Below are 19,730 nucleotides of genomic sequence, written 5' to 3'. Positions count from 1 at the left end.
AACAAACGTATTTCATACTTCTGTTTTTGTGTAACAACGGACAGTAAATTTCCTTCTACTATTTTGCAGGTCAAAATGAACTTGGACTCTTCTACGCTTGATAACACCTCAACCCGGACTCAATACCTTCGCGTTATTCTGATGGGTGTTGCCGCTTTTATTGTGAATACCACTGAGTTTGTGCCGGTGGGGTTGTTGTCTTCGATTGCCAACGATTTTCATATCTCGCCGGCCCATGCTGGCTGGATGCTCACCGTGTATGCATGGATTGTGGCCTTAATGTCGCTGCCTTTAATGTTATTGACAGGCAAGATGAACCGCAAAACCTTATTGTTGTGTAGCTTCGCGCTGTTTGTGATAAGTCACGCCTTATCCGTAGTGGCTTGGAGTTTTGAGGTGTTACTGGTGAGCCGTATTGGGATTGCGCTTGCCCATGCTGTGTTTTGGTCTATCACCGCGTCGATTGCGATTCGTGTCGCGCCGTGGGGGAAAAAGAATCTGGCGTTAAGTATCTTAGCGACGGGAACAGGCTTGGCTATGGTGTTAGGCGTACCATTAGGACGTTTGATTGGCGAGTCATTAGGTTGGCGAACGACATTTGCCGTGATTGGTGTCGCGTCTTTGGGCATTACCATTGCGCTCATGCGCTTGCTGCCTAGCTTACCTAGTCTGTTTTCGGGCACCTTGAGCAAGGTTTCTGAGCTGATGAAGAACCCTGTTTTGATTTTCTTGTACTTCTTCATTTTTCTGGTGTTTACCGCCCATTACACGGCGTACAGCTATATTGAACCTTTCTTAGCCAATGTTGGAGACAACAGTGCTGGTTTTACCACACTGATTCTGTTGTTGTTTGGTGGTGCTGGCATTTTAGGCAGTGTGATATTCGGCTACTTTGGCGAACGAGCCAATGCTCAGTTGATTGTGGCGAGTACCTTGATTGTGACAGCGTCGACCGCTCTTCTGTATTCGGCCGCTCACGATAGTACTTTTATGGTGTTGGTGATTCTCTTTTGGGGGGCGGCACTGATGACGGTCACGTTATCAGCTCAAGTGCGTGTTTTTAATGTCGATGCGAATGCTTCCGACATTATTATGTCATTGTTTTCAGGGATTATTAATCTAGGTATTGGGGCAGGTGCGTTAATCGGTAATCAAGTCATTCAGCTGGTTAACATTCAAAGCGTTGGTGCTGCTGGTGCCTTTTTCGGTGCGGCTGCTTTTATTGTGATCGTCTATATTTTACGTCACATTGCATCGCTTACCCAGGCAGAGAAGAACCTCAAACAGTAGGTTGTCCTACTTTTGAGGTTCTGTTGATGGCCATTACTAACCGAGGTTAGCGATGAGAATTTGCCGTTTTAAAGTTTTTTATTGATCTTCACCATTAAGGCTTGAATTTCTTTGTGACGGCCAGTGTCTGCCACTGGACGAGTGGGTCTTGGTGCGGCTTTTTCAGCACTTTCTAGATATTGTTTTGCTGCTTTATAATCGCCATCGTCGTACAAAAAGTCAGCGTAGAAATAGTTGCCATCCAGCCCTTGTGGGTTGGCTTCGACCCCTTGTTTTAGTAACTTCTTGGCTTTTTTATCGCTTCCAAAGCCAATCGGCCACCCCGGTACTTTGTGATAAAGCACACCGAGGCTGGTTAAGGCACTGCCCGATAATGCATTGGGGTTGATGGCAATGGCTTTCTCAAGATTGGCTTTGGCGCTTTTTGCGTAGGATAAAGCGCCTATGCCACCTTTGGCGCCTGCTGTGCTTGCTTGAATGATGCCAAGCCAGATCATGTTGTCTGGATTATTTGGGGCGGCCTTGATCATGCTCTCTACGTTTTGCGCTAAGGCGTTAAAGGCATCGACCTGCTTGTCACTGTCCGTCATTTGGTAATTGATGTGAGCCCATTGATGTTGAATATCCAATAAACTTGTCGTGTCTTGTGCCCACGCTTGAGAGATAAAGCTTGTTGTTATTGCCAATGCTAGTAGTAGGGCTTTCATAAGGCCTCCTTTGTGTTTTGAAAAATAAAACGTTTAATAACCGGGAGCTTTTTCAATAATGCTTTATCGACAATCGATGGAAAGGCACCATTGATTTTAACGAACAACTTCTCAGGAAAGCCGACAACGCGACGGCTCTTCCCTTGTTCTAACTGGTCGATAAGCGCTTTCGCTACCTTATCAGCGGTATCGACGGCGGTACCCAGCTGGGCATTCATCGCCATCGCCTGTTGGCTGTTAATCGACGTGGCAGTGGCTCTTGGGGCAAAGTAAGAGACGCGAATGTTGGTGTCAGCCAGCTCTCTATAAAGCGCTTCGCTAAAGCCTCGTAAGCCAAATTTACTGGCGCAATAAAGAGATTGCCCTGCGAAGCCAATGCCACCGAGGACAGAGCCAACATTGATAATATGTGACTCAGTGTCTTTGTTTAGTAAGGGCAGCAGGCGTTGAGTCAGCAAAATAGGCGCGGTTAAATTGGTGTTGATAACCTCATTGGCTTCTTCTGCGGAAGTGTATTGCAAGGCTGAAAATTGCCCGATACCGGCATTATTAATCAACATAGAAAACTCAGGGGTAACCGTCATCGCTTCTGTGATGGCCGTTAATCCGCTTGCTGTTGCTAAATCAGCGACAAGTATTTGATGATCGCCGGGCAATAACGCCGCTAACGCTAATAAGCGTTCTTCATGACGACCTTGCAGGATCAGAGTAACGCCTTTAGAGGCTAAGGCATGGGCGATCGCTTGGCCGATGCCTCCCGTCGCGCCCGTTAATAGGCAGGTTTGTTGTTGCCAGTTCATAAAACCTCCTAAGCGGCTTGTTCTGATGCTGCTTCATGATCAATTTCACGAAAGATATTCGCGTACAATTTGAAGAACATTTTGGCGCTGTGAATGATTTGGTCTTGCTCTTCTTTAGCGGTGATTTTATTCATGAGGTTTTCAAAGAAAACGATGTGCTCTTGGTCTAAAGCCCCGTGTGAACTCAAGTAACTAAAGGCTTCTTTTGGCAGCTTAAGTTTTTCTTGGATTTGCTGTGCAGCATTGTCCGCCAGCGCAATACTGGTACCTTCTAAGACAAACACCATGCCAAAAAAGCGCAGAGGGTTTTTACGCTGAATGGCATCGTAAGCATAAGCGACCATTAGCTCTGCGGCCGCTCCTGGTTCGCTGTGGCGCACGGCGTCTTTATCACCGCCAGCCGCGGCTATGTCATTGAGTATCCATTCCTGATGGCCCATTTCTTCTTCAATGTATTCGCCTAGGGCCTCGCGCAACCATTCTTTTTCATCCGGTAGTCGGCTGCCTGTGGCCATTAATAATGGCACGGTGTGCTTAACGTGGTGGTAGGCTTGGCTTAGAAAATCTAAGTAATTATCCAATGTTATTTTGCCGTGGAAGCAGCGTTGAATAATCGCAGAGGTGACTAAGTATTGGCGCTCGGCTTGGGTTTCGTTTTGCAAACGTTGATAAAGTGACATTGGCTTGTTTCTCTCTTGTCTTTGCTGCTCTAGTAAAACTCGAAAGTTTTCTTTATTTTCAAGGGAATAAAGATTTTCGAGCGATGCCTTAAAGTGGTTAAAAATGCGTTCTCGAACGGGCTTTCCGGTGGCTGTGACAAGGCCAGGAACGCTGACTAATGGCTGCTCTAGTGTGATCCAGCCACCTATTTGAGCGTAATCGGGTAGCCTAATATTGACTTGGTCAACCACGGCGGCAATCTGCTGTTGGCTGGCGTTTTTTTGCAGTGGGGTGAGCAATGCCACGCAATGCGGTTGCGCATCCCCAGCAACCAGCACCTCGCGAAAATGACCGCTGGCCATCAATTCGGCTTCGACCCATTCCGGTGAAATATTTCTACCAAAGGAATTGATTAATACGTTTTTACGGCGACCCTCTATGGTTAAAAAACCGTTTTCTAGAGTGACTAAATCCCCCGTATAGACAGCGCTTGGATAGAAGCTTTCGGGTTGGTTAAGGTAGCCTAAAAAGAGGTTTCCCTTGATCACCAGTTCATCGTCTTCAATGTGTACTTGGTTGTGCGGGAGTGTCTTGCCAGCGGCGCTAATCTGTTCTGATTTTTTGGTGTTGAGCGCCACCACAGAAGCGCACTCCGATAAGCCATAGCCTTGATAAACCGGTAAGCCTAAAGCGCGGGCTTTTTGCAGCAACCCTGCTGCCACTTTACCGCCGCCAACGGCAATAAATTGGAGGGATTGCGGTGGTTGCCAACCTTGGGCGCAGGCGCCGACAAACAGAGATAATAGTTCAGGAACCAGTATTAGACTGTTAGGTTGCTGTTCATTAATCAGCATGAGTAGGCGCTTTGGGTCCGTTAAGCGACTGCCACTAAATCCGCGTTCGGTTTGGCTGGCCAATAGAATGGTGCCCCCAACCATTAAGGGAGCGTAAACCCCAGCGATGTTTTCTAATAAGGTTGCTAACGGTAAGAGGCTAAGATGGCGGACGTGTTTTATGTCTACGGCATCGACCAGAGAGCGGGCAACGTTTTGTTGCGACTCTGCGCTTAAACAAACACCTTTAGGGTTTCCTGTGGTGCCTGAGGTGAAGGTGATTTTATGAGTGCCTTCTGGTATCTGCGGTGTTTGTGTGACAGGAAAGCGCACGGCATTAATACCTGCGAATGGCGACGCTCTTGTGTCCTTCTGTTCGCTGTTGTTATTGCTCTCAGTGAGCAATAATTCAATGCCACTTTGTGTAACCAGATGCGTGGTTTGGGTGTCACTGAAGAAGCCTGGTACCGGCACGCAGCAGATATTCGCCTGCTGACACGCTAGGTCAAATAAGACCCATTCTATGCTGTTGTCCATGTCGATAGCGACGCGCGTTACTTGCTGTGCCTTGAGCCAATTTTGGCGAGCGGTTACTGCTTCAGCGAGAGCCTGGTACGTCAGTGTTTGATGGGACGTTTGCAGGGCGATCTTGTTCGCCCATTCCGGTGAGGAAAAGTACCACATAATTAGAGTTCCTCCATTTGCAGTAATAGGGGTTGAAGATGCATTTTGACTAGCTCAAGTAAGGCTTCTAGTTCAGGTTGCATCAGTGCGATCGAGACTGATTTTTTGACGTCGAGGAGCATGACTTTAGGGCTGTTTTGGTAATAGCTCCCCCATTGCTTTTCTGCATTGACTAAGCGTTTAGGGTTCACGTCGGCTAAAAAGGTCATTGGTAATTTGAGCTTTTCGAGCAGTTGGCAAACTGTTTTTGTTCCTGAAAATACCAAGTAATCGACGTCGGATAAGTACAGGCTCATTACGACTGTCATCAATAGAGGTAGGGTGAAGCGTTGGTTCTGGCTGTACAGATTGCCCAGCTCAGCTACGTTATGGCGATCTGTCCAGATGCCATGTTCTTGCAGTATTTCGGTAATGGAGGCAGGTAAATATTGTTCGGTGAATAATGGCTCATTGCCACGCCTTATCCCTACCACCGCTTTTAGTCCGCGAGCTTGTATGCCAAGTAGCAACGGCATGAAGGTGTTGACATCCGCCTGGTATTTTTTATGAAAGCCTTCTTTTATAAAGCTTTCCAATTGGGTTCTGGTTGCTCCTGAAGCGTTGGCGGCTACAAATTCATAGGGCAAAGTTGGAATCGCAATCGTATATTGCTTGGGGGCAATATTTTGTGCATTTGATAGCTGCATACGCGCTCACTTTCTTGCTGGATATAAGCAAATTAAGTGAGTGTAAGTGAAAAAAAAATTAATTATGAGCGGCGTTATAACGCTTGACCAAATAATCCACCTTATATGAATAATCTTTTAATCTGAGCGTAAAAAGGCGCTAATTGTGCAGTGAGAGCAGCATAACCTCTGTTGTTCAACAGCGGTTATGCTGCTCTCGATAGTGCTAAGAAAAGTTTATAAGATATTGATATATAAAATTATTCTGATGGCAGGCCAAATAAGAAAACCAATAAACACAGCAGTGAAATTAAGCTAAATAAGCGTACTTTTTGTGTGCGTTTTTCTAGTGTTTTGGTTTGGTAAGCAACAATGGCCGCGGTTGCAGATTGCAATGTATAGAATAAAGCAAAGGCACGTGAAGCGTACGCAATGATGGCGTTTACATCCGTCATCCAAGTCAGAAAAAGCGTCACAGCAAGGACCAGAAGATAGGCATAACGAATAGGGATTTTTTGCTGAACAATGTCTTCAACTAAACCGCCAGCCCCTGAGGTGTCCGCAACAGACGCCGAAAATTGACTGCCAATAGCGGCGACTGAAATGAGTATTGGCAGTAGTATTGCCACCGGTGCAACCATGCTCGTGATCGCGGTGACATCTGCGCCCATGCCATGCTGGAATAGCACCGTCATCAGGCTTAAGAAAACAATATAAATCCCCGCCGATATCCATTGAGCAAGACGCATGGTGCTTATGCGTAATTCGGCTGGGTGCTCACTTTGTAGATAACGCGATGTTTCAAAGCCCTGCACAACAATGAGTAACCCTAGTAGTACACGTAAATCGTGCAGGTCTATGGTGGAATCTAGAGTGGGTAAGTGCCAACTTCCTGCTGACACTAAGCGAATATTATAGAGCGCTAAAGCGAAGAGTAGGCCTGCGATCATACCGAGATTAAGGCTGACGGCGTAACTCTCTATTTTCTCTAATTGGCTCAGCCCGCGCCACATACCCACGCCTCCAATAAAGAGTAAAATAAGTGACGTAATAATGTTTGACCAAAGCTCGCTGCTGTAACCAAAGGCGTTGAGCAAAAAAGCCGATAAGAGTTGCAGATAATAAGTAACAGAAATGAAATAGGCGCCAGCTAAAACAATGCGCGACACGAACGACACCGTTTGAGCTGGGCCTCTTTGATGTTCAATGGGCTCAAAATGGCGAATGTTGAAGCGAATAGCGCCGCCGACAGCGTAAGCGAGAAGCAATAAAACCCCCATACAGAGCACCGCGAAATACCCCACGGAGTCCGCCAATAAGGGAGCGACAACGAGAAACCCACTGCCCATGATGGAAGCCAGCGGTGTGACGGTTGCTTTCCAGCCCTCAGAGCGGGCAAGCCTTGTAGAAAAAGCGAGGTAAAGAAAAACGCAGGTGGCGATAGCCACAATAAAAAAGTTCAACATCCGTGGTGATTCCTGTGTAGATATTCCGCCCCATAGCACAGAGAGTTAGATTATTTGCTGTAAAAGGATTGTGGTTATAACAAGAGGCTACCAATAAAGCGCTATTTATTAATTTATGGTACTCCAATACCTTCTTCCTTTACAGAATATATGATTGATCTGGTTATTGTTTTTATAGACTTTTGAGGGGGTACTCCTGTTGTTGAGATGATTTGCTATTTGTATTTTCTCTTCTAAAACCTATGGGTTTGATTCTTTATTTAGTGTGTAAGTTGTTTGCAGATAGCAAGGAACCCCAGCTGTTTTGCTGATTAAGTGAGCGATATCACGCATGCTTGTAATCACTTTTCATCACCTTAGGGAGTTAGAAATGAGCAAAACAGTATCGAAAATCATGGTAGAAGCATTGACCGAAGCCGGTGCCAAACGTTGTTACGGCATAGTGGGCGACACCATCAATCACCTCACCGATTCCATCCGTGGCTCAGATATTGATTGGGTTCATGTGCGTCATGAAGAAGTGGGAGCCTTTGCTGCTGGTGGCGAATCCTACATGACTGGCGAGCTTTCTTTGTGTGCCGGAACCTGTGGCCCTGGTAGCTTGCATTTTATTAATGGCATTTTTGAAAGCCATCGCAACGGTGCGCCTATGGTGTTGATTGCGTCTAATGTGGATCGTCGTGAAGAAGGGCTAAACTTCCCCCAAGAAGTTGATCAAAAATCACTTTATGAGCAGTGTTCAGTATTTTGCGAACGCATCTCTCACCCTGATCAAGCGCGAAGAATTACCGTGCAGGCGGCTCAAACAGCCTTAGCTAAAAATGGCGTTGCGGTGATTGTGGTTAACGGTGATATGTTTCAAGAGACTGTGCATGATGATGCACCTTGGAAGGTGCATTTAGCCAAACCAGAGATACGACCTAATGAAGCAGAAATTGACCAGTTAGCCGACATGATAAACAAGGCAAAGCGTATTACCTTGTACGCAGGGATTGGTGCTCGTGAGGCAAAAGAGGCGTTGGTGTCATTATCTGAGTTGTTAAGGGCGCCCATTGTTCATAGCTCACGCTCCAAAGAATTTATTGAACCGAATAACCCTAATCAAGTCGGTATGACTGGGGTGTTAGGTAACCGTGCAGGTATGGAGGCGGTGGCCGATTGTGATTTATTACTTTGTCTGGGGAGTGATTTTGCTTATACCCAGTTTTACCCTGAGAAAGCCAAAATAGTACAGTTAGACCGAGACGCCAGCCATCTGGGTAAGCGCAGTCCAATTGACCTAGGTTTAGTCGGTGATGTAGGGGATACCATCAAGGCATTATTGCCGAAACTGAGTGCTAGATTAGACCAAGAGCATTTAGACAAAGCTCTACAGCAATGGAAAAAAGACAAAGCTGATTATGTTTCTGAAGCCAAATCAGGCAATGATTTATTGCACCCACAAACCGTGGCGCACATGTTGGATAAGCTCGCCGATGACGACGCGGCATTTACCGCCGATGGCGGCTCTCCTATGGTCTGGTTATTACGTCATTTGACCGCCACCGGAAAACGCAGTTTTTTAACCAGTTTATTGCATGGCACCATGGCGAATGCTTATCCACAAGCGCTAGGGATTGCTAAAGCCTATCCAGATCGACAAGTCATTGCCATGTGTGGTGACGGTGGTATGAGTATGCTGATGGGGGATTTATTGACCCTAGTGCAGGAAAACATCCCGGTGAAGCTGATTATCTTTAACAACGAATCTTTGGGCTTTGTTGAAATGGAGCAAAGGGTAGAAGGGTTATTGGATTCGTTTACGGGGTTACAGAACCCAGATTTTTCAAATGTTGCACGCTCGTTAGGATTAGACGGTTGGCGGGTAGACAGTCTTGATCAGTTAGAAGGGGCGATGGCGCAGTGGTTAGCATCGGATAAGCCCGCCATTTTAGACGTTAAAGTCAGTCGTATGGAGCTGGTTATGCCGCCAAAAATTGAGGCCAATCAAGTGGCTTCCACCGCCATGTTTGGACTAAAAGCGGTGCTTAACGGTCGTAGTGATGAAGTGGTATCCTTGCTTCGAGATAACTTTCTACGTTAGAGAATGATGAAAAATAAGGACATTAGATGCTTTTATATCACTCTGATGTCCTTGTTCAGCCCAAAAGGATAGGACAAAAAGTGCCAAGCAATAAACAAGTATTTGAGTTCGATTTAGACCAAGACCATATTGTGATTCAACGACGTTATGAAGCCCTTGGTGCCGTGAATGACCTTTTGATTGCTGTGTGGTTTTTGATCGGTAGTTTCTTTTTTTTAACAGAGGCCTTGGTGGTGGATGGAACCTGGCTGTTTATTTTGGGCAGCGGCCAATTGCTGATCAAACCTATTATTAAATTGATCAGCTTGGTGCACGTGAAGCGTGTTTATAAATCCACTTGTAACAAGCAGATTGAGTGATGAACCCTCAGTCTGTTAGTAGACTGAGGATACGTCATTTCAGGGCTTATTTGGTGTCGCGGTATGCTTGCATCTGTGTCTTTATTTCTGGGTCAGACGCTTCTAGAAAGGCTTTTACTTTTGCAATGTAATGGCTGTTTTCGTGCGCCGGTACACCAATTTTGTGAGCATCCGCAACGGCGACCATAGCGTCTTGGTCGTGTTGTCGGTATAGGTCGACCATCTTCTCGGCGTTTTCTTGCGGGATTCCAAGAGCTTCAAATGCCGAACGCCCCATGCGCAAACTACTGTCGTGTACTTCACGAATGATGTCGCGACAACCGTAAGACCATAAATCGTAAACATGGTGACGGTCGTATGCCCGTGAAATAACGTGCAAATGAGGGTAGTGCTCCATCACGTATTTAATCAGCTTAGAGATCTGTTCTGGATCATCAATGGCGACAATTAACAGTTGCGCGTCTTCAATGCCGGCGGCGTGCAACAGTTCAGGGCGCGTCACATCGCCAAAATAGTTATTCACACCAAAGCGCTGCAGTGTTCTTAATTGCTTGGTACTGTAGTCGATCACTGTGGTGTCGTACCCAGCAAGACTCATCATTCGATCGATCAAGCTGCCCATTCGGCCTGAGCCGGCAATAATGATTTTCTTATCTCCTGGCATGCCAACCCCTTGAGGCTGATCCTCTTTGTCCTTTAGATAATGTGGCGCTAAATAACGATCGTAGAGAATAAATAGAATAGGGGTGAGTAGCATAGAGAGCGCCACCACCAGTAAGAGTTGATCGGCCAGTGCTTTGGGGATCACGCCATTCGATTCGGTAAACGACAGCAATACAAAGCCAAACTCCCCAGCTTGTGCCAGTCCTAGCGCGAACAGCCATTTGTCTGCTCCGCGAATTTTGAACAAACTGCCCAGCATCAACAATGCGACCATTTTTAGCACAATCACGCCCAGAGTAAGACTGATGATGCTGATCAAATGATCGGCTAATAGACTGAAGTTGATCCCTGCGCCCACTGTCATAAAGAACAGCCCAAGTAACAACCCTTTAAACGGGGCAATGTCGCTTTCTAGTTCGTGTCGGTAGGGCGAGTTAGCCAAAACAACCCCCGCGAGAAAAGTCCCAAGAGCAGGAGACAAGCCAACCACTGACATCAATAAGGTAGTGCCAATAACAAACATCAAAGCCGTCGCGGTAAAGAGCTCGCGCAGTTGTGCGGACGCGATAAACCGAAATATCGGGCTGGATAAGTAACTACCGCCCAGTATCACGGTAATAATGGCACCGATTGTGACTAGGGTAATCTGCCAGGTGGCCAGCCCTTCCAATAAATTCCAGCTGCTGCCATGGGCTGAGGCTTGCTCGGCCGCATGATTTAAGGCGCTGAGTAATTCAGGTGTGGCGAGTAAAGGAATAAACGCCAGCATAGGGATCACTATGATGTCTTGAGCGAGCAAAACCGAAAAAGACGCTTGCCCACCGTCTGAGCGCATTAAGCCTTTTTCCCCTAAGGTTTGCAGCACGATAGCGGTTGAAGAGAGCGCCAAAATAAGGCCGACCGCAAGACTGATTCGCCACGACTGGTCGAGCATCATGGAGGCGCCCATGATAAACAATGCCGTTAACGCGACTTGTCCGCCACCTAACCCAAGTAAGCGGGTTTTCATTGCCCACAGCTTCTTCGGCTCTAGCTCTAGACCCACTAGAAACAGCATCAAAACGACCCCTAGCTCGCCAAAATTTTGTACTGAGACTAGGTCCACATTCAGAATGGAAAGAATGGGGCTGATGATTATGCCGGCTAATAAGTAACCGAGAACTGAGCCGAGTCCTAATCGAGAAGCGATGGGGACAGAAATGACTCCAGCAACAAGAAAAATGAACGTCAGTAGTAAAGCGTCAATCATGAAAGGCAATTTCCAGTAGGCAGCGAATTAAAGACTTATAATAAAAGGTTTATGAACTTTAATCTTCTTACAAATAGGCTATTTTATTTCATTGGTGTGTTTATTTTACGACATCTTTCATCCTTAGCTGTGTGCTGGGTTTGGTGTGTTGCAAACGATCATAAATAGAGCCTATTTTGATCATCTTATGTCGCATGAAAGTTGCTTTTAGACACTCAAGTAAATGGTTTTTTCTTTGAGTTGATAATGCGGCTTGTGTTCATATTCTCTCGCTTTCTATGGATAAAGGGATTATAAAGAAAGGACATCGCATGTTCATAAGTGCCTCTTTTTGAGAGTGTGTTCTTGGTGTTAACGCATCGCGCTCTTCATTCTATAAGCATTCAGCTACGCCTATTTTATTCATTACTCAGAGCTCAAACGAAGATGAAAATATTCAGTTGCCAACAGTGTTCACAAGTCTTGTTATTTGAAAATACCTTGTGTGAAAATTGTGGATCTGCCTTAGGTTTTTTGCCGGACAAAATGGTATTAAGCGCACTTAAGCCACATGATTCAGGCTATCTTGCTTTAGCGGACACATCTGTGCCGGCACCCGTATGGCATTATTGTGATAATCATCAACATGGGGTGTGTAATTGGCTGGTGGAGAGCGACCATACTTTTTGCATGGCCTGTGATTTGAACCGACACATACCCAATCTAGAAGCCATTGAGCAACGCCAAGCTTGGCAGCAGCTAGAGTTTGCTAAACATCGATTAGTCTATTCATTGCTGCAATTAGAGTTGCCCTTGATCAGCAAAAAAGAAGACCCTGAAGACGGTTTATCATTCGACTTCATCTCAGAAGAAAATGTGGTGCCGGACAATGCGCAATCCAGTACCGGTCATGCGCTTGGGCAAGTCACTATTAATGCCGCAGAAGCGAACAGTGCTGATCGTGAGCAAATGCGAGAAGACATGAATGAGTCTTACCGTACGCTAATTGGCCATTTTCGCCATGAGGTTGGGCATTATTATTGGGATCAATTGGTGGCGACAGATGAAAGTACGTTAGCGCTTTATCGCGAATTGTTTGGCGATGAACGGGAAAGCTATAAAGATGCTTTGCAGCGCCATTATGAGACGCCAGTCGAGAATTGGCGTGAGCAGTTTGTCAGTGTTTATGCATCCTCTCACCCTTGGGAAGATTGGGCCGAAACTTGGGCGCATTATCTGCATATCCTCGACACGTTAGAAACCGCGAGTCAGTTCGGGATGAGCCTTCAGCCGCCTAATGCCCAATATCAGTCACTTTGTGTGAATGTGACGATTGACCCGTATCAACACTCAAACTTTGATGACATTCTGGCTCAGTATTTACCGCTTACGTTTGCAGTGAATAACCTCAATCGAAGCATGGGGCAGCCGGATTTATACCCGTTTGTTATTGTCCCCGCTGTGCGTAAAAAATTGAATTTCATTCATCAATTATTACAGCCGATGTTATGAGGGGCTTAGCCTTCATGAGTCATCGTTAGAGCCAAAAATCTCAGTTAGAAAAGACAAAAACGCCATCAAGGAGAGGGCGTTTTTGCTAAAGGCTCGCTGTGGGATTAAGCCGCGTCGCTTTCAGGGTAATCGTTGCTATCTTCATCGAATGAGGTGGAGATTTCCTCTGCATCGTAAATAGCGTCTTCATCTGGTTCTATGACAAGATCTTCTAACGGCAAAGTGTCGTTTTTGTTTTGCTCTTTCGGTTGTGTTTCTTTGGCTTTGGATTTTGTCTTTGGTGTGGTCTTACGCTTTGCACCTAAGGCCTCTAGCAGCGTGTCCTTGTTTTCAGCAAGATACATCGACAAGGCTTCTTTTTGCTGATGGTCTCCTGCTAAATCACTACTTTCTAACACTTCATAAAGTGCGTCTGCTGTGTCGAGTAACTTGTCATAGGCATCGGCTTCAGCTTTGGAAGTAAATGTCATTTTCTCAATTCCATCACGTTCTACAACGTATTTAATAACTACAGGCATGATCCACCCTCGTGAAAAATTATACTGTATAAATATACAGGAATGTTTTTCGTTCTGTCTAGTGCTTTTAGTTGGTGATTAATACAATGATTGATAAAGTAGTGCCCTTAATGAAGGAACCTAATTGTTATGTCATTCGATTTTTCTCAGCTCTCTTTTTCCGATTTTGACTTTTCGGTTGTGAAAGACCACCTCGAAATATTTTTGACCGTTGTTTGGCTATTGCTCTCCTATATTATCCGTCGTTTTACTAAGCGCGCTATTCGGCTGCATCCGACCTTAGAACATGACAAAAAACGTCAAAGAATCAATTCATTAGACAATATTTTCAACCTACTGTTGGTGGTGGGTTTTATTTTAATTTGGTCTTCTGAATTACAAAATATTGCGATCTCCATTGCTGCCTTTATGGTGGCCTTGGTTTTGGCGACGAAAGAGTTTATTTCTTGCATAGTCGGGGCCTTTTATCGCGCCAGTACTCGACCTTATCAAGTGGGCGATTGGGTAAGAATTGCCAATTATGAAGGCGAGGTCACAGACAGCGATTGGCTTTCAACGACGCTTTTTGAAGTGGATTTGAAAGGCGGCAGTTACGGTTATACAGGACGAACAACTGTGATCCCCAACAGTGTATTGCTGACGCATACGGTGCAAAACCTGAACTACATGCGTCGCTATGTGACCCATACCTTTTCGATTTCTAGACTGACTGATGACGTCAATTTGTTTGAAATTAAAGGCAAAATACTGGATAAGATACGGGAATACAGCGAGCACTTTCATGAGGTTGCGATTCGTTACAATAGCCTGATTGAGAAGCGCTTAGACATTAAAATCTCAGGGCCTGAGCCTAAAGTGCGAATCACGACCTCCCCTGAAGGCTATAATATTTTCACCGTTTCATTATTTTGTCCGACGGAAGAAGCCATGGTGATTGAACAAAAAGTAACGGAAGACTTTATGAACTTTTGGTTTGAAAAAAGGGCTAGATAGTGAACAAAGTGGCTTTTTAGGAGAAACAGATGGCAATTCGTCGAATGATCGCATGCGTGGTTTTACTCGTAACCACTTTGATGCTGACAGGCTGTGACGGTCTAAGCATAAGTGAAGCTGAGTTAAATCAAGCGGTCGCGAAGCAGTTAGAACAAAGTAAACAAAATCATATTCAATTGACGCTAGAAGGTGGTAACACCTTGGATATGAATTTATTGGTAAAAACAGCCCATATTGATTTAACCGATCGTGATGGTGGTTTGGCTTTGGTGGACCTTAATACAGATTTACAGGGCACCTTAAGCGCATTTGGACAGTCTTTTTCATTTAGTACACAAGTGAACCCATCGTTCGAGTCAGGTGTGCGATTAGAAGAAAACCGTGTTTATTTAGTGGCGCCCAAAATCACTAAAATAGACGTTGAGGGCTCTAGCTTTAGTGACAAAATGCTGCGTTCGACATTGGGGTCTTTGCATGATGATTTCGAGAAAGCCTTAGCAAACTACTTCGATTCGCACCCTGTTTATGTGCTAGATCATTCGACAACAGAAAAAGCGACAGCGTCGATGATTAAAGACATCTCAATCAAAGAAGATGCGATAGAGTTCGCCATTTTCTAGGGACTCTCTATAATGTCGCGCAAAATGCGCGGTTGCGCCGCTTAACTAAACCGCTGAGCCAAGTCGCTAAGTCAACACTTAACGACCTTGCTGAGTTGAAATAACAGAGGAAATATCATGTCCATTGCTGACAACCAAGTCGTTCAATTTAACTACACGCTTCGCCATGGTGAAGAGTTGATCGAAACTTCCGCGGGTAAAGACCCTATTTCTTACCTACACGGCCACGGCAATGTGATTCCTGGTCTTGAAAAGGCCATGGAAGGAAAAGAAGTCGGTGCTGAATTTGAAGTGACAGTACCAAGCGCAGAAGCGTACGGCGATCGTCATGAAGACCGTACTCAAGAAGTGCCTGTGAAACACCTTCAAGGTGGAAAACGTTGGAAACCAGGCATGATTGCCATGGTTCAAACAGATCAAGGTATGCGCCAAGTCAGCATTATTAAAGCGGGTTTAAAGCGCGCTCTTGTGGACTTGAACCACCCTCTATCTGGTAAAGACCTGACGTTTAACATTGAAATCGTAGACGTACGTGATGCGACAGACGATGAGATTGCTCATGGCCATGCTCACGGCGTAGGCGGTCACCACCACTAAGCATTTATTCGTCTGATAAAGCCCCTGTTGCCTTTGGCAATAGGGGCTTTTTTGTGGCTCATGAGCTAGGTCATCAATCGAGTTATTTTTAATGGGAATCGTTATCAATAACTTGACAGGAAAAGAATGTCGTCTCATTATTGATAATAGTTATCATTTCAATAGGCAGGACGACATCATGAGCCATTATCTAGTTCCCTTCTCGGTAATAGAGCAAGCCATTCAAGGCGGTCAGTGTGCGGATTCACCAGAAGTACTCTACCATTATCTCAATACGAGTGAAGAATACGCTGAGCGGCTAAATATTAATGATGCCGTGATCTTGCATCAGCGTGTTTTCAATGTTTTATTGGATACTGTGTGCGATTCACACATTGCACTGAATTGGCGACAAGTCTGCTTAGATATGGTCTATCGGCCATTAGCGAATCTAAAACGACTGATTGTGACTTATCAAGACGCCAAAGCGTATTTCAAAATGGAACATGACTTACGAACGTTGAGTCATTATTTTTTGTGCTCGTTGGAACAAGAAGGAAGTCGTTAGATCATGAAAATGCGAATTGAAAAAGACAGCATGGGCGAATTAAATGTCCCTGAAAAGGCCCTATATGGCGCACAGACACAGCGTGCAATCAATAATTTCCCTGTCAGTGGTGAAGCATTGCCAGAGGCGTTTATTCGCTCTCTTATCTTAATTAAATCCGCTGCGGCTCGCGCCAATCAAACCTTAGAATGCATCACACCGGCTCAGTCAAACGCCATTCAAAATGCTTGTGAAGAGTTGCTAAATGACCCTGATTTAATGACGCATTTCCCTGTGGACGTCTACCAAACAGGGTCTGGCACTAGCTCTAATATGAATGCCAATGAAGTGATTGCTACCATAGCGAATCGCTACAGTGAGACAAAAATCAGTCCCAATGATCATGTGAATTTTGGTCAAAGTAGCAATGACGTTATTCCAAGTGCGATCCATGTAAGCGCGAGTTTGGAGCTGACTGGGCATCTCATTCCTGCCATTGCGCACTTAAAATCGACGATTAAAGAAAAAGGCAATGCCTTAAAAGGGTATACCAAGACAGGGCGAACCCATTTGATGGATGCCATGCCGGTGCGTTTCGATCAAACCTTCCATGCTTGGGCAGCTCAACTTAAAGATAATCTCGATAATTTAAAATATTTAGAAACCAAGATTACTCGCTTAGCACAAGGCGGTACGGCGGTAGGCACTGGCATCAATGCGCACCCTGAATTCGCCGCCTTATTTGCGAAAGAATTGTCTGATTTAACCAATGTTACTTTTACTCCTGGCGACAATTTCTTTGCGTTAATTGGCTCTCAAGATACTGCCGTCGCACTATCAGGACAGCTAAAAGCGGTGGCGGTTAGCTATATGAAAATCGCGAATGATTTACGTTGGATGAATTCAGGACCATTGGCAGGATTAGGTGAAATTACGCTAGAAGCGCTGCAACCTGGCTCATCCATTATGCCAGGTAAAGTTAACCCAGTGATTCCGGAAGCGGTTGCCATGGTTTCTGCGCAAGTTATTGGTAACGATGCTGCCATTACCATTGGTGGGCAGGCGGGCAACTTTGAGCTTAATGTCATGCTGCCAATGATTGCAAAAAATCTATTAAGCAGCATTAAATTGCTAGCCAACAGCGGTCGCTTATTAGCAGACAGCGCCATCGCGACCTTGACGGTTAATGAAGACAAACTCAATGAAGCCTTGCATCGTAACCCGATTTTGGTCACCGCATTGAACCCGATTATTGGCTATTCAAAAGCCGCAGAAATCGCCAAAAAAGCCTATAAAGAAGGCCGACCTGTGGTTGATGTAGCAGAAGAAGAAACGGATTTAAACCGCGATGAGCTTTTATCGTTATTGGATCCAGCAAAATTAACTCATGGTGGTTTGTAGTGTTTTTCTGATTTCTTTTCCCTGAATCAGAAGAGAAAAAAACCAGCGTGTGAGGAACGCCTCACTACGCTGGTTTTTTTTGTCAGCCAGTGATTATCGCGTGACTATTTTGCTCATCTGTTCAACCTGTCTTTGCCCAATGCCATCGCTTCTAGCTACTGTGTATAAGTGCCCATATCTTATTCTCCTAACGTCTTTGTTTGACTCACTACTAGGAATACTTGCCTATTAAACAAGAAGATGATTATCTTGAGTTTCTTGATCTGAACAAGATCTTAAGCCAGTGATTGGTCTGCTCGATAGAAGCCGTTGTTTATTTGGAGAAAACTATGAATTCGGAGTTGTTCCTTCGGCCCGCGACCATGGCTGATGCAGATTGTTTATTAGAATGGCGCAATGATCTAGCAACGCGTAAGGCATCCCTGTCTGCTGGTCGAGTGGAAGTAGCAGATCATTTAAAGTGGCTGCGAAATACTATCCATAATGATCAAAGGCGTTTACAAATTGCAGAATTAAACCATCGCGCGGTCGGTACAATAAGAGCCGATTTAGACCCTGAAGGGTGGCTTTTATCGTGGACGGTTTCCCCTAAAGCACGAGGCAAGGGGGTTGCCCAGAAAATGTTGGATTGTTTTATTCTTGAATTGGATGGGACGCTTTTAGCCCAGATAAAAGCGACCAACATAGCTTCACAAAAAGTCGCAGAGCGAGCGGGGTTTACCCTTGAAGAAGCCCGCGCTGGTATTTTGTATTATCGAAAAGCGCTTGGTTAAGGCGCTGTTTGATGTCTAGTTTTCATCAAAGCGAATTCGAACTTTAGGCTCGTTAGCCTGTTTTCTAGTGGGCTCGCGTAATGGATCAACCAACTTTTCTAAGCCATTAATCTTGATTTCTAAGGCAAGCTGTAGCCATTGCCCTAGGTTGCCATTCGGCCAACCTTCATGAGCGAACCACAATAAATAGGCTTCTGGTAAGTCGATCAAAATACGACCTTGGTATTTTCCAAACGGCATGGTTTGGCGGGCGACTTGAACAAGGTCTTGTTGAGAAAACATAAAGAGGCTCATTTATTAGTACAATTTAGCGTATTTAATCATAGCTTGGTCGTGCACGCTAATCGCTAAAAAGGCGGTTGTTGACTGAAGCGCTGAATCAAATAGTCACACACTTTTTGCAATTTAGGCGACGGCTGCCGCACTTTTGGATACACCAACCAAACACCGCTGTATGGGTATTGGTATTGTGGCAATAGAGCAATGAGCTCACCGGATGCCAGTTCATCGGCAACGTAATAATCGGGGAGTTGAGCAATGCCTAAGCCTTTTTTGACCGCGTCTAACAATGCCGGCCCCGAGTTACTGCGCCAATGGCTCGATACTTTCACTTCTTTGCGCTGACCATCTTGTTGAAATAACCAATGAGTTTTTGAACCGATGAGGCAGTGGTGCTTATTAAGTTCAGCTAACGTATGAGGGATACCGTGGCGATCTACGTAGTCGCGGGAGGCGCATAAATATTCTACTCGGTCGCATAAGCGGCGAGACAGGTGGCTAGAGTCTTTTAATGAGCCCATACGGATGGCAAGGTCATAGCCTTCTTCGATAAGATCGACAGGGCGATTACTGAGGTGAAAATCCAACTCTATTTTTGGGTGTTCGATTAAAAAATCGTTTATCACAGGCGCAATAAAACGCTCTCCAAATGTCGTTGCACAGGTTATTTTAAAAGGGCCTACTAGCGCGTTATTAAGGCTAGAGATGACTTCCTCTGCACTGCTCAGTGCTTCGGGTAGACCACGACAATGGTGATAATACAATTCCCCCGCTTCACTTAAACGAATGCGTCTTGTGGTGCGAAACAGCAAGGTTGTGCCCAGCTCACTTTCGAGCTGAGTGATGAGGCGACTAATATGAGAAGCAGAGACTTTCAGCTGTAGAGCAGCGGCCGAAAAACTGCCTTGCCTCACGACTTCGATAAAGGCTTCCATTGCTTCCCAATTCTTCATAGTGTGTTTATCTGCTGGTAAAGAGGCGTGTATTTTAGCGCAGATTTTGGAATATCGACAAGGATTGTTGCTGTATAGCAACAATCCTTTTCTGAAATAGCTATTATCGTCCTAATCATT

19 protein-coding genes are annotated in these 19,730 nt (G+C 45.3%); 10 read left to right on the top strand and 9 right to left on the bottom strand.

The window, feature by feature from the left end; translation table 11 throughout:
• The first annotated feature begins 75 nt into the window (after window positions 1-75).
• Entirely contained in the window at window positions 76-1,290 is a 1,215-nt protein-coding gene (locus E0D71_RS03835) for a sugar transporter (RefSeq protein WP_133001954.1), read from the top strand.
• 68 nt (window positions 1,291-1,358) lie between these two features.
• On the opposite strand, the gene E0D71_RS03830 is transcribed toward E0D71_RS03835, so the two are convergent.
• The 5 genes from E0D71_RS03830 to E0D71_RS03810 form a co-directional block, all read right to left on the bottom strand.
• Window positions 1,359-1,997, bottom strand: coding sequence for a hypothetical protein (locus E0D71_RS03830; protein ID WP_133001953.1), 639 nt, complete (start codon window positions 1,995-1,997; stop codon window positions 1,359-1,361).
• Window positions 1,994-2,797 carry an SDR family oxidoreductase gene (locus tag E0D71_RS03825; protein ID WP_133001952.1) on the bottom strand — a complete coding sequence of 268 codons (804 nt, stop codon included), beginning with the start codon at window positions 2,795-2,797 and terminating at the stop codon, window positions 1,994-1,996. The genes E0D71_RS03830 and E0D71_RS03825 overlap by 4 nt, the downstream gene beginning before the upstream one ends.
• Before the next feature lie 8 nt (window positions 2,798-2,805).
• A complete protein-coding gene (locus tag E0D71_RS17585) occupies window positions 2,806-4,974 on the bottom strand; it encodes an AMP-binding protein (RefSeq protein ID WP_133001951.1) in 2,169 nt (722 codons plus the stop codon).
• A 2-nt stretch (window positions 4,975-4,976) separates the two neighbouring features.
• Window positions 4,977-5,660: a thermostable hemolysin gene (locus E0D71_RS03815; RefSeq protein ID WP_133001950.1), complete on the bottom strand. Its 684-nt coding sequence runs from the start codon at window positions 5,658-5,660 to the stop codon at window positions 4,977-4,979.
• A 239-nt stretch (window positions 5,661-5,899) separates the two neighbouring features.
• Window positions 5,900-7,105: a hypothetical protein gene (locus tag E0D71_RS03810; protein ID WP_133001949.1), complete on the bottom strand. Its 1,206-nt coding sequence runs from the start codon at window positions 7,103-7,105 to the stop codon at window positions 5,900-5,902.
• 370 nt (window positions 7,106-7,475) lie between these two features.
• Between E0D71_RS03810 and E0D71_RS03805 the strand changes: the two genes are divergently transcribed.
• Window positions 7,476-9,188, top strand: a complete 1,713-nt coding sequence (locus tag E0D71_RS03805; protein WP_133001948.1) for a thiamine pyrophosphate-dependent enzyme — start codon at window positions 7,476-7,478, stop codon at window positions 9,186-9,188.
• Window positions 9,189-9,268: 80 nt separating this feature from the next.
• Window positions 9,269-9,547, top strand: coding sequence for a YrhK family protein (locus E0D71_RS03800; protein ID WP_207923319.1), 279 nt, complete (start codon window positions 9,269-9,271; stop codon window positions 9,545-9,547).
• A 46-nt stretch (window positions 9,548-9,593) separates the two neighbouring features.
• Here the strand turns inward: E0D71_RS03800 and E0D71_RS03795 are convergent, their stop codons facing one another.
• Window positions 9,594-11,459 carry a cation:proton antiporter gene (locus tag E0D71_RS03795; protein ID WP_133001946.1) on the bottom strand — a complete coding sequence of 622 codons (1,866 nt, stop codon included), beginning with the start codon at window positions 11,457-11,459 and terminating at the stop codon, window positions 9,594-9,596.
• A gap of 426 nt (window positions 11,460-11,885) precedes the next feature.
• Here E0D71_RS03795 and E0D71_RS03790 point away from each other — a divergent pair, with 426 nt between their 5' ends.
• Entirely contained in the window at window positions 11,886-12,950 is a 1,065-nt protein-coding gene (locus tag E0D71_RS03790; protein WP_133001945.1) for a putative zinc-binding metallopeptidase, read from the top strand.
• Between the two features lie 104 nt (window positions 12,951-13,054).
• Here the strand turns inward: E0D71_RS03790 and E0D71_RS17580 are convergent, their stop codons facing one another.
• The gene (locus E0D71_RS17580) at window positions 13,055-13,468 is read right to left on the bottom strand and encodes a YebG family protein (protein WP_133001944.1); all 414 of its coding nucleotides are present in this window, start codon (window positions 13,466-13,468) and stop codon (window positions 13,055-13,057) included.
• Between the two features lie 129 nt (window positions 13,469-13,597).
• Here E0D71_RS17580 and E0D71_RS03780 point away from each other — a divergent pair, with 129 nt between their 5' ends.
• The 6 genes from E0D71_RS03780 (at window position 13,598) to E0D71_RS03755 (ending at window position 18,378) form a co-directional block, all read left to right on the top strand.
• The gene (locus E0D71_RS03780) at window positions 13,598-14,461 is read left to right on the top strand and encodes a mechanosensitive ion channel family protein (RefSeq protein ID WP_133001943.1); all 864 of its coding nucleotides are present in this window, start codon (window positions 13,598-13,600) and stop codon (window positions 14,459-14,461) included.
• Window positions 14,462-14,490: 29 nt separating this feature from the next.
• Window positions 14,491-15,081, top strand: a complete 591-nt coding sequence (locus tag E0D71_RS03775) for a DUF1439 domain-containing protein (protein WP_133001942.1) — start codon at window positions 14,491-14,493, stop codon at window positions 15,079-15,081.
• 117 nt (window positions 15,082-15,198) lie between these two features.
• The gene (locus E0D71_RS03770; protein WP_133001941.1) at window positions 15,199-15,678 is read left to right on the top strand and encodes a peptidylprolyl isomerase; all 480 of its coding nucleotides are present in this window, start codon (window positions 15,199-15,201) and stop codon (window positions 15,676-15,678) included.
• Between the two features lie 178 nt (window positions 15,679-15,856).
• Window positions 15,857-16,225 carry a hypothetical protein gene (locus tag E0D71_RS03765; protein ID WP_133001940.1) on the top strand — a complete coding sequence of 123 codons (369 nt, stop codon included), beginning with the start codon at window positions 15,857-15,859 and terminating at the stop codon, window positions 16,223-16,225.
• Window positions 16,226-16,228: 3 nt separating this feature from the next.
• Entirely contained in the window at window positions 16,229-17,605 is a 1,377-nt protein-coding gene (locus E0D71_RS03760) for a class II fumarate hydratase (protein WP_133001939.1), read from the top strand.
• Window positions 17,606-17,934: 329 nt separating this feature from the next.
• Complete coding sequence (locus tag E0D71_RS03755) at window positions 17,935-18,378, top strand: GNAT family N-acetyltransferase (RefSeq protein WP_133001938.1); 444 nt, start codon at window positions 17,935-17,937, stop codon at window positions 18,376-18,378.
• Between the two features lie 15 nt (window positions 18,379-18,393).
• Here the strand turns inward: E0D71_RS03755 and E0D71_RS03750 are convergent, their stop codons facing one another.
• Entirely contained in the window at window positions 18,394-18,660 is a 267-nt protein-coding gene (locus E0D71_RS03750; RefSeq protein ID WP_133001937.1) for a DUF3820 family protein, read from the bottom strand.
• A 65-nt stretch (window positions 18,661-18,725) separates the two neighbouring features.
• Window positions 18,726-19,610 (bottom strand): LysR family transcriptional regulator, encoded by an 885-nt coding sequence (locus E0D71_RS03745; protein ID WP_133001936.1) that lies wholly within the window; start codon window positions 19,608-19,610, stop codon window positions 18,726-18,728.
• Between the last annotated feature and the right edge of the window lie 120 nt (window positions 19,611-19,730).

The organism is Marinomonas sp. KMM3893, from assembly GCF_004352855.1.
GTDB lineage: Bacteria > Pseudomonadota > Gammaproteobacteria > Pseudomonadales > Marinomonadaceae > Marinomonas > Marinomonas arenicola.
The sequence above is the reverse complement of the archived record's forward strand: the minus strand, read 5'-3'. Positions and strand labels throughout refer to the sequence as shown.

Excerpts from the sequence above, each read along its gene's own strand:
- E0D71_RS03795 (WP_133001946.1), bottom strand. The coding sequence starts at position 11,459 with ATGATTGACGCTTTACTACTGACGTTCATTTTTCTTGTTGCTGGAGTC.
- E0D71_RS17585 (WP_133001951.1), bottom strand. The coding sequence starts at position 4,974 with ATGTGGTACTTTTCCTCACCGGAATGGGCGAACAAGATCGCCCTGCAA.
- E0D71_RS03825 (WP_133001952.1), bottom strand. The coding sequence starts at position 2,797 with ATGAACTGGCAACAACAAACCTGCCTATTAACGGGCGCGACGGGAGGC.
- E0D71_RS03835 (WP_133001954.1), top strand. The coding sequence starts at position 76 with ATGAACTTGGACTCTTCTACGCTTGATAACACCTCAACCCGGACTCAA.
- E0D71_RS03810 (WP_133001949.1), bottom strand. The coding sequence starts at position 7,105 with ATGTTGAACTTTTTTATTGTGGCTATCGCCACCTGCGTTTTTCTTTAC.
- E0D71_RS03830 (WP_133001953.1), bottom strand. The coding sequence starts at position 1,997 with ATGAAAGCCCTACTACTAGCATTGGCAATAACAACAAGCTTTATCTCT.
- E0D71_RS03775 (WP_133001942.1), top strand. The coding sequence starts at position 14,491 with ATGGCAATTCGTCGAATGATCGCATGCGTGGTTTTACTCGTAACCACT.
- E0D71_RS03755 (WP_133001938.1), top strand. The coding sequence starts at position 17,935 with ATGAATTCGGAGTTGTTCCTTCGGCCCGCGACCATGGCTGATGCAGAT.
- E0D71_RS03770 (WP_133001941.1), top strand. The coding sequence starts at position 15,199 with ATGTCCATTGCTGACAACCAAGTCGTTCAATTTAACTACACGCTTCGC.
- E0D71_RS03745 (WP_133001936.1), bottom strand. The coding sequence starts at position 19,610 with ATGAAGAATTGGGAAGCAATGGAAGCCTTTATCGAAGTCGTGAGGCAA.
- E0D71_RS17580 (WP_133001944.1), bottom strand. The coding sequence starts at position 13,468 with ATGCCTGTAGTTATTAAATACGTTGTAGAACGTGATGGAATTGAGAAA.
- E0D71_RS03760 (WP_133001939.1), top strand. The coding sequence starts at position 16,229 with ATGAAAATGCGAATTGAAAAAGACAGCATGGGCGAATTAAATGTCCCT.
- E0D71_RS03815 (WP_133001950.1), bottom strand. The coding sequence starts at position 5,660 with ATGCAGCTATCAAATGCACAAAATATTGCCCCCAAGCAATATACGATT.
- E0D71_RS03790 (WP_133001945.1), top strand. The coding sequence starts at position 11,886 with ATGAAAATATTCAGTTGCCAACAGTGTTCACAAGTCTTGTTATTTGAA.
- E0D71_RS03805 (WP_133001948.1), top strand. The coding sequence starts at position 7,476 with ATGAGCAAAACAGTATCGAAAATCATGGTAGAAGCATTGACCGAAGCC.
- E0D71_RS03780 (WP_133001943.1), top strand. The coding sequence starts at position 13,598 with ATGTCATTCGATTTTTCTCAGCTCTCTTTTTCCGATTTTGACTTTTCG.
- E0D71_RS03750 (WP_133001937.1), bottom strand. The coding sequence starts at position 18,660 with ATGTTTTCTCAACAAGACCTTGTTCAAGTCGCCCGCCAAACCATGCCG.
- E0D71_RS03765 (WP_133001940.1), top strand. The coding sequence starts at position 15,857 with ATGAGCCATTATCTAGTTCCCTTCTCGGTAATAGAGCAAGCCATTCAA.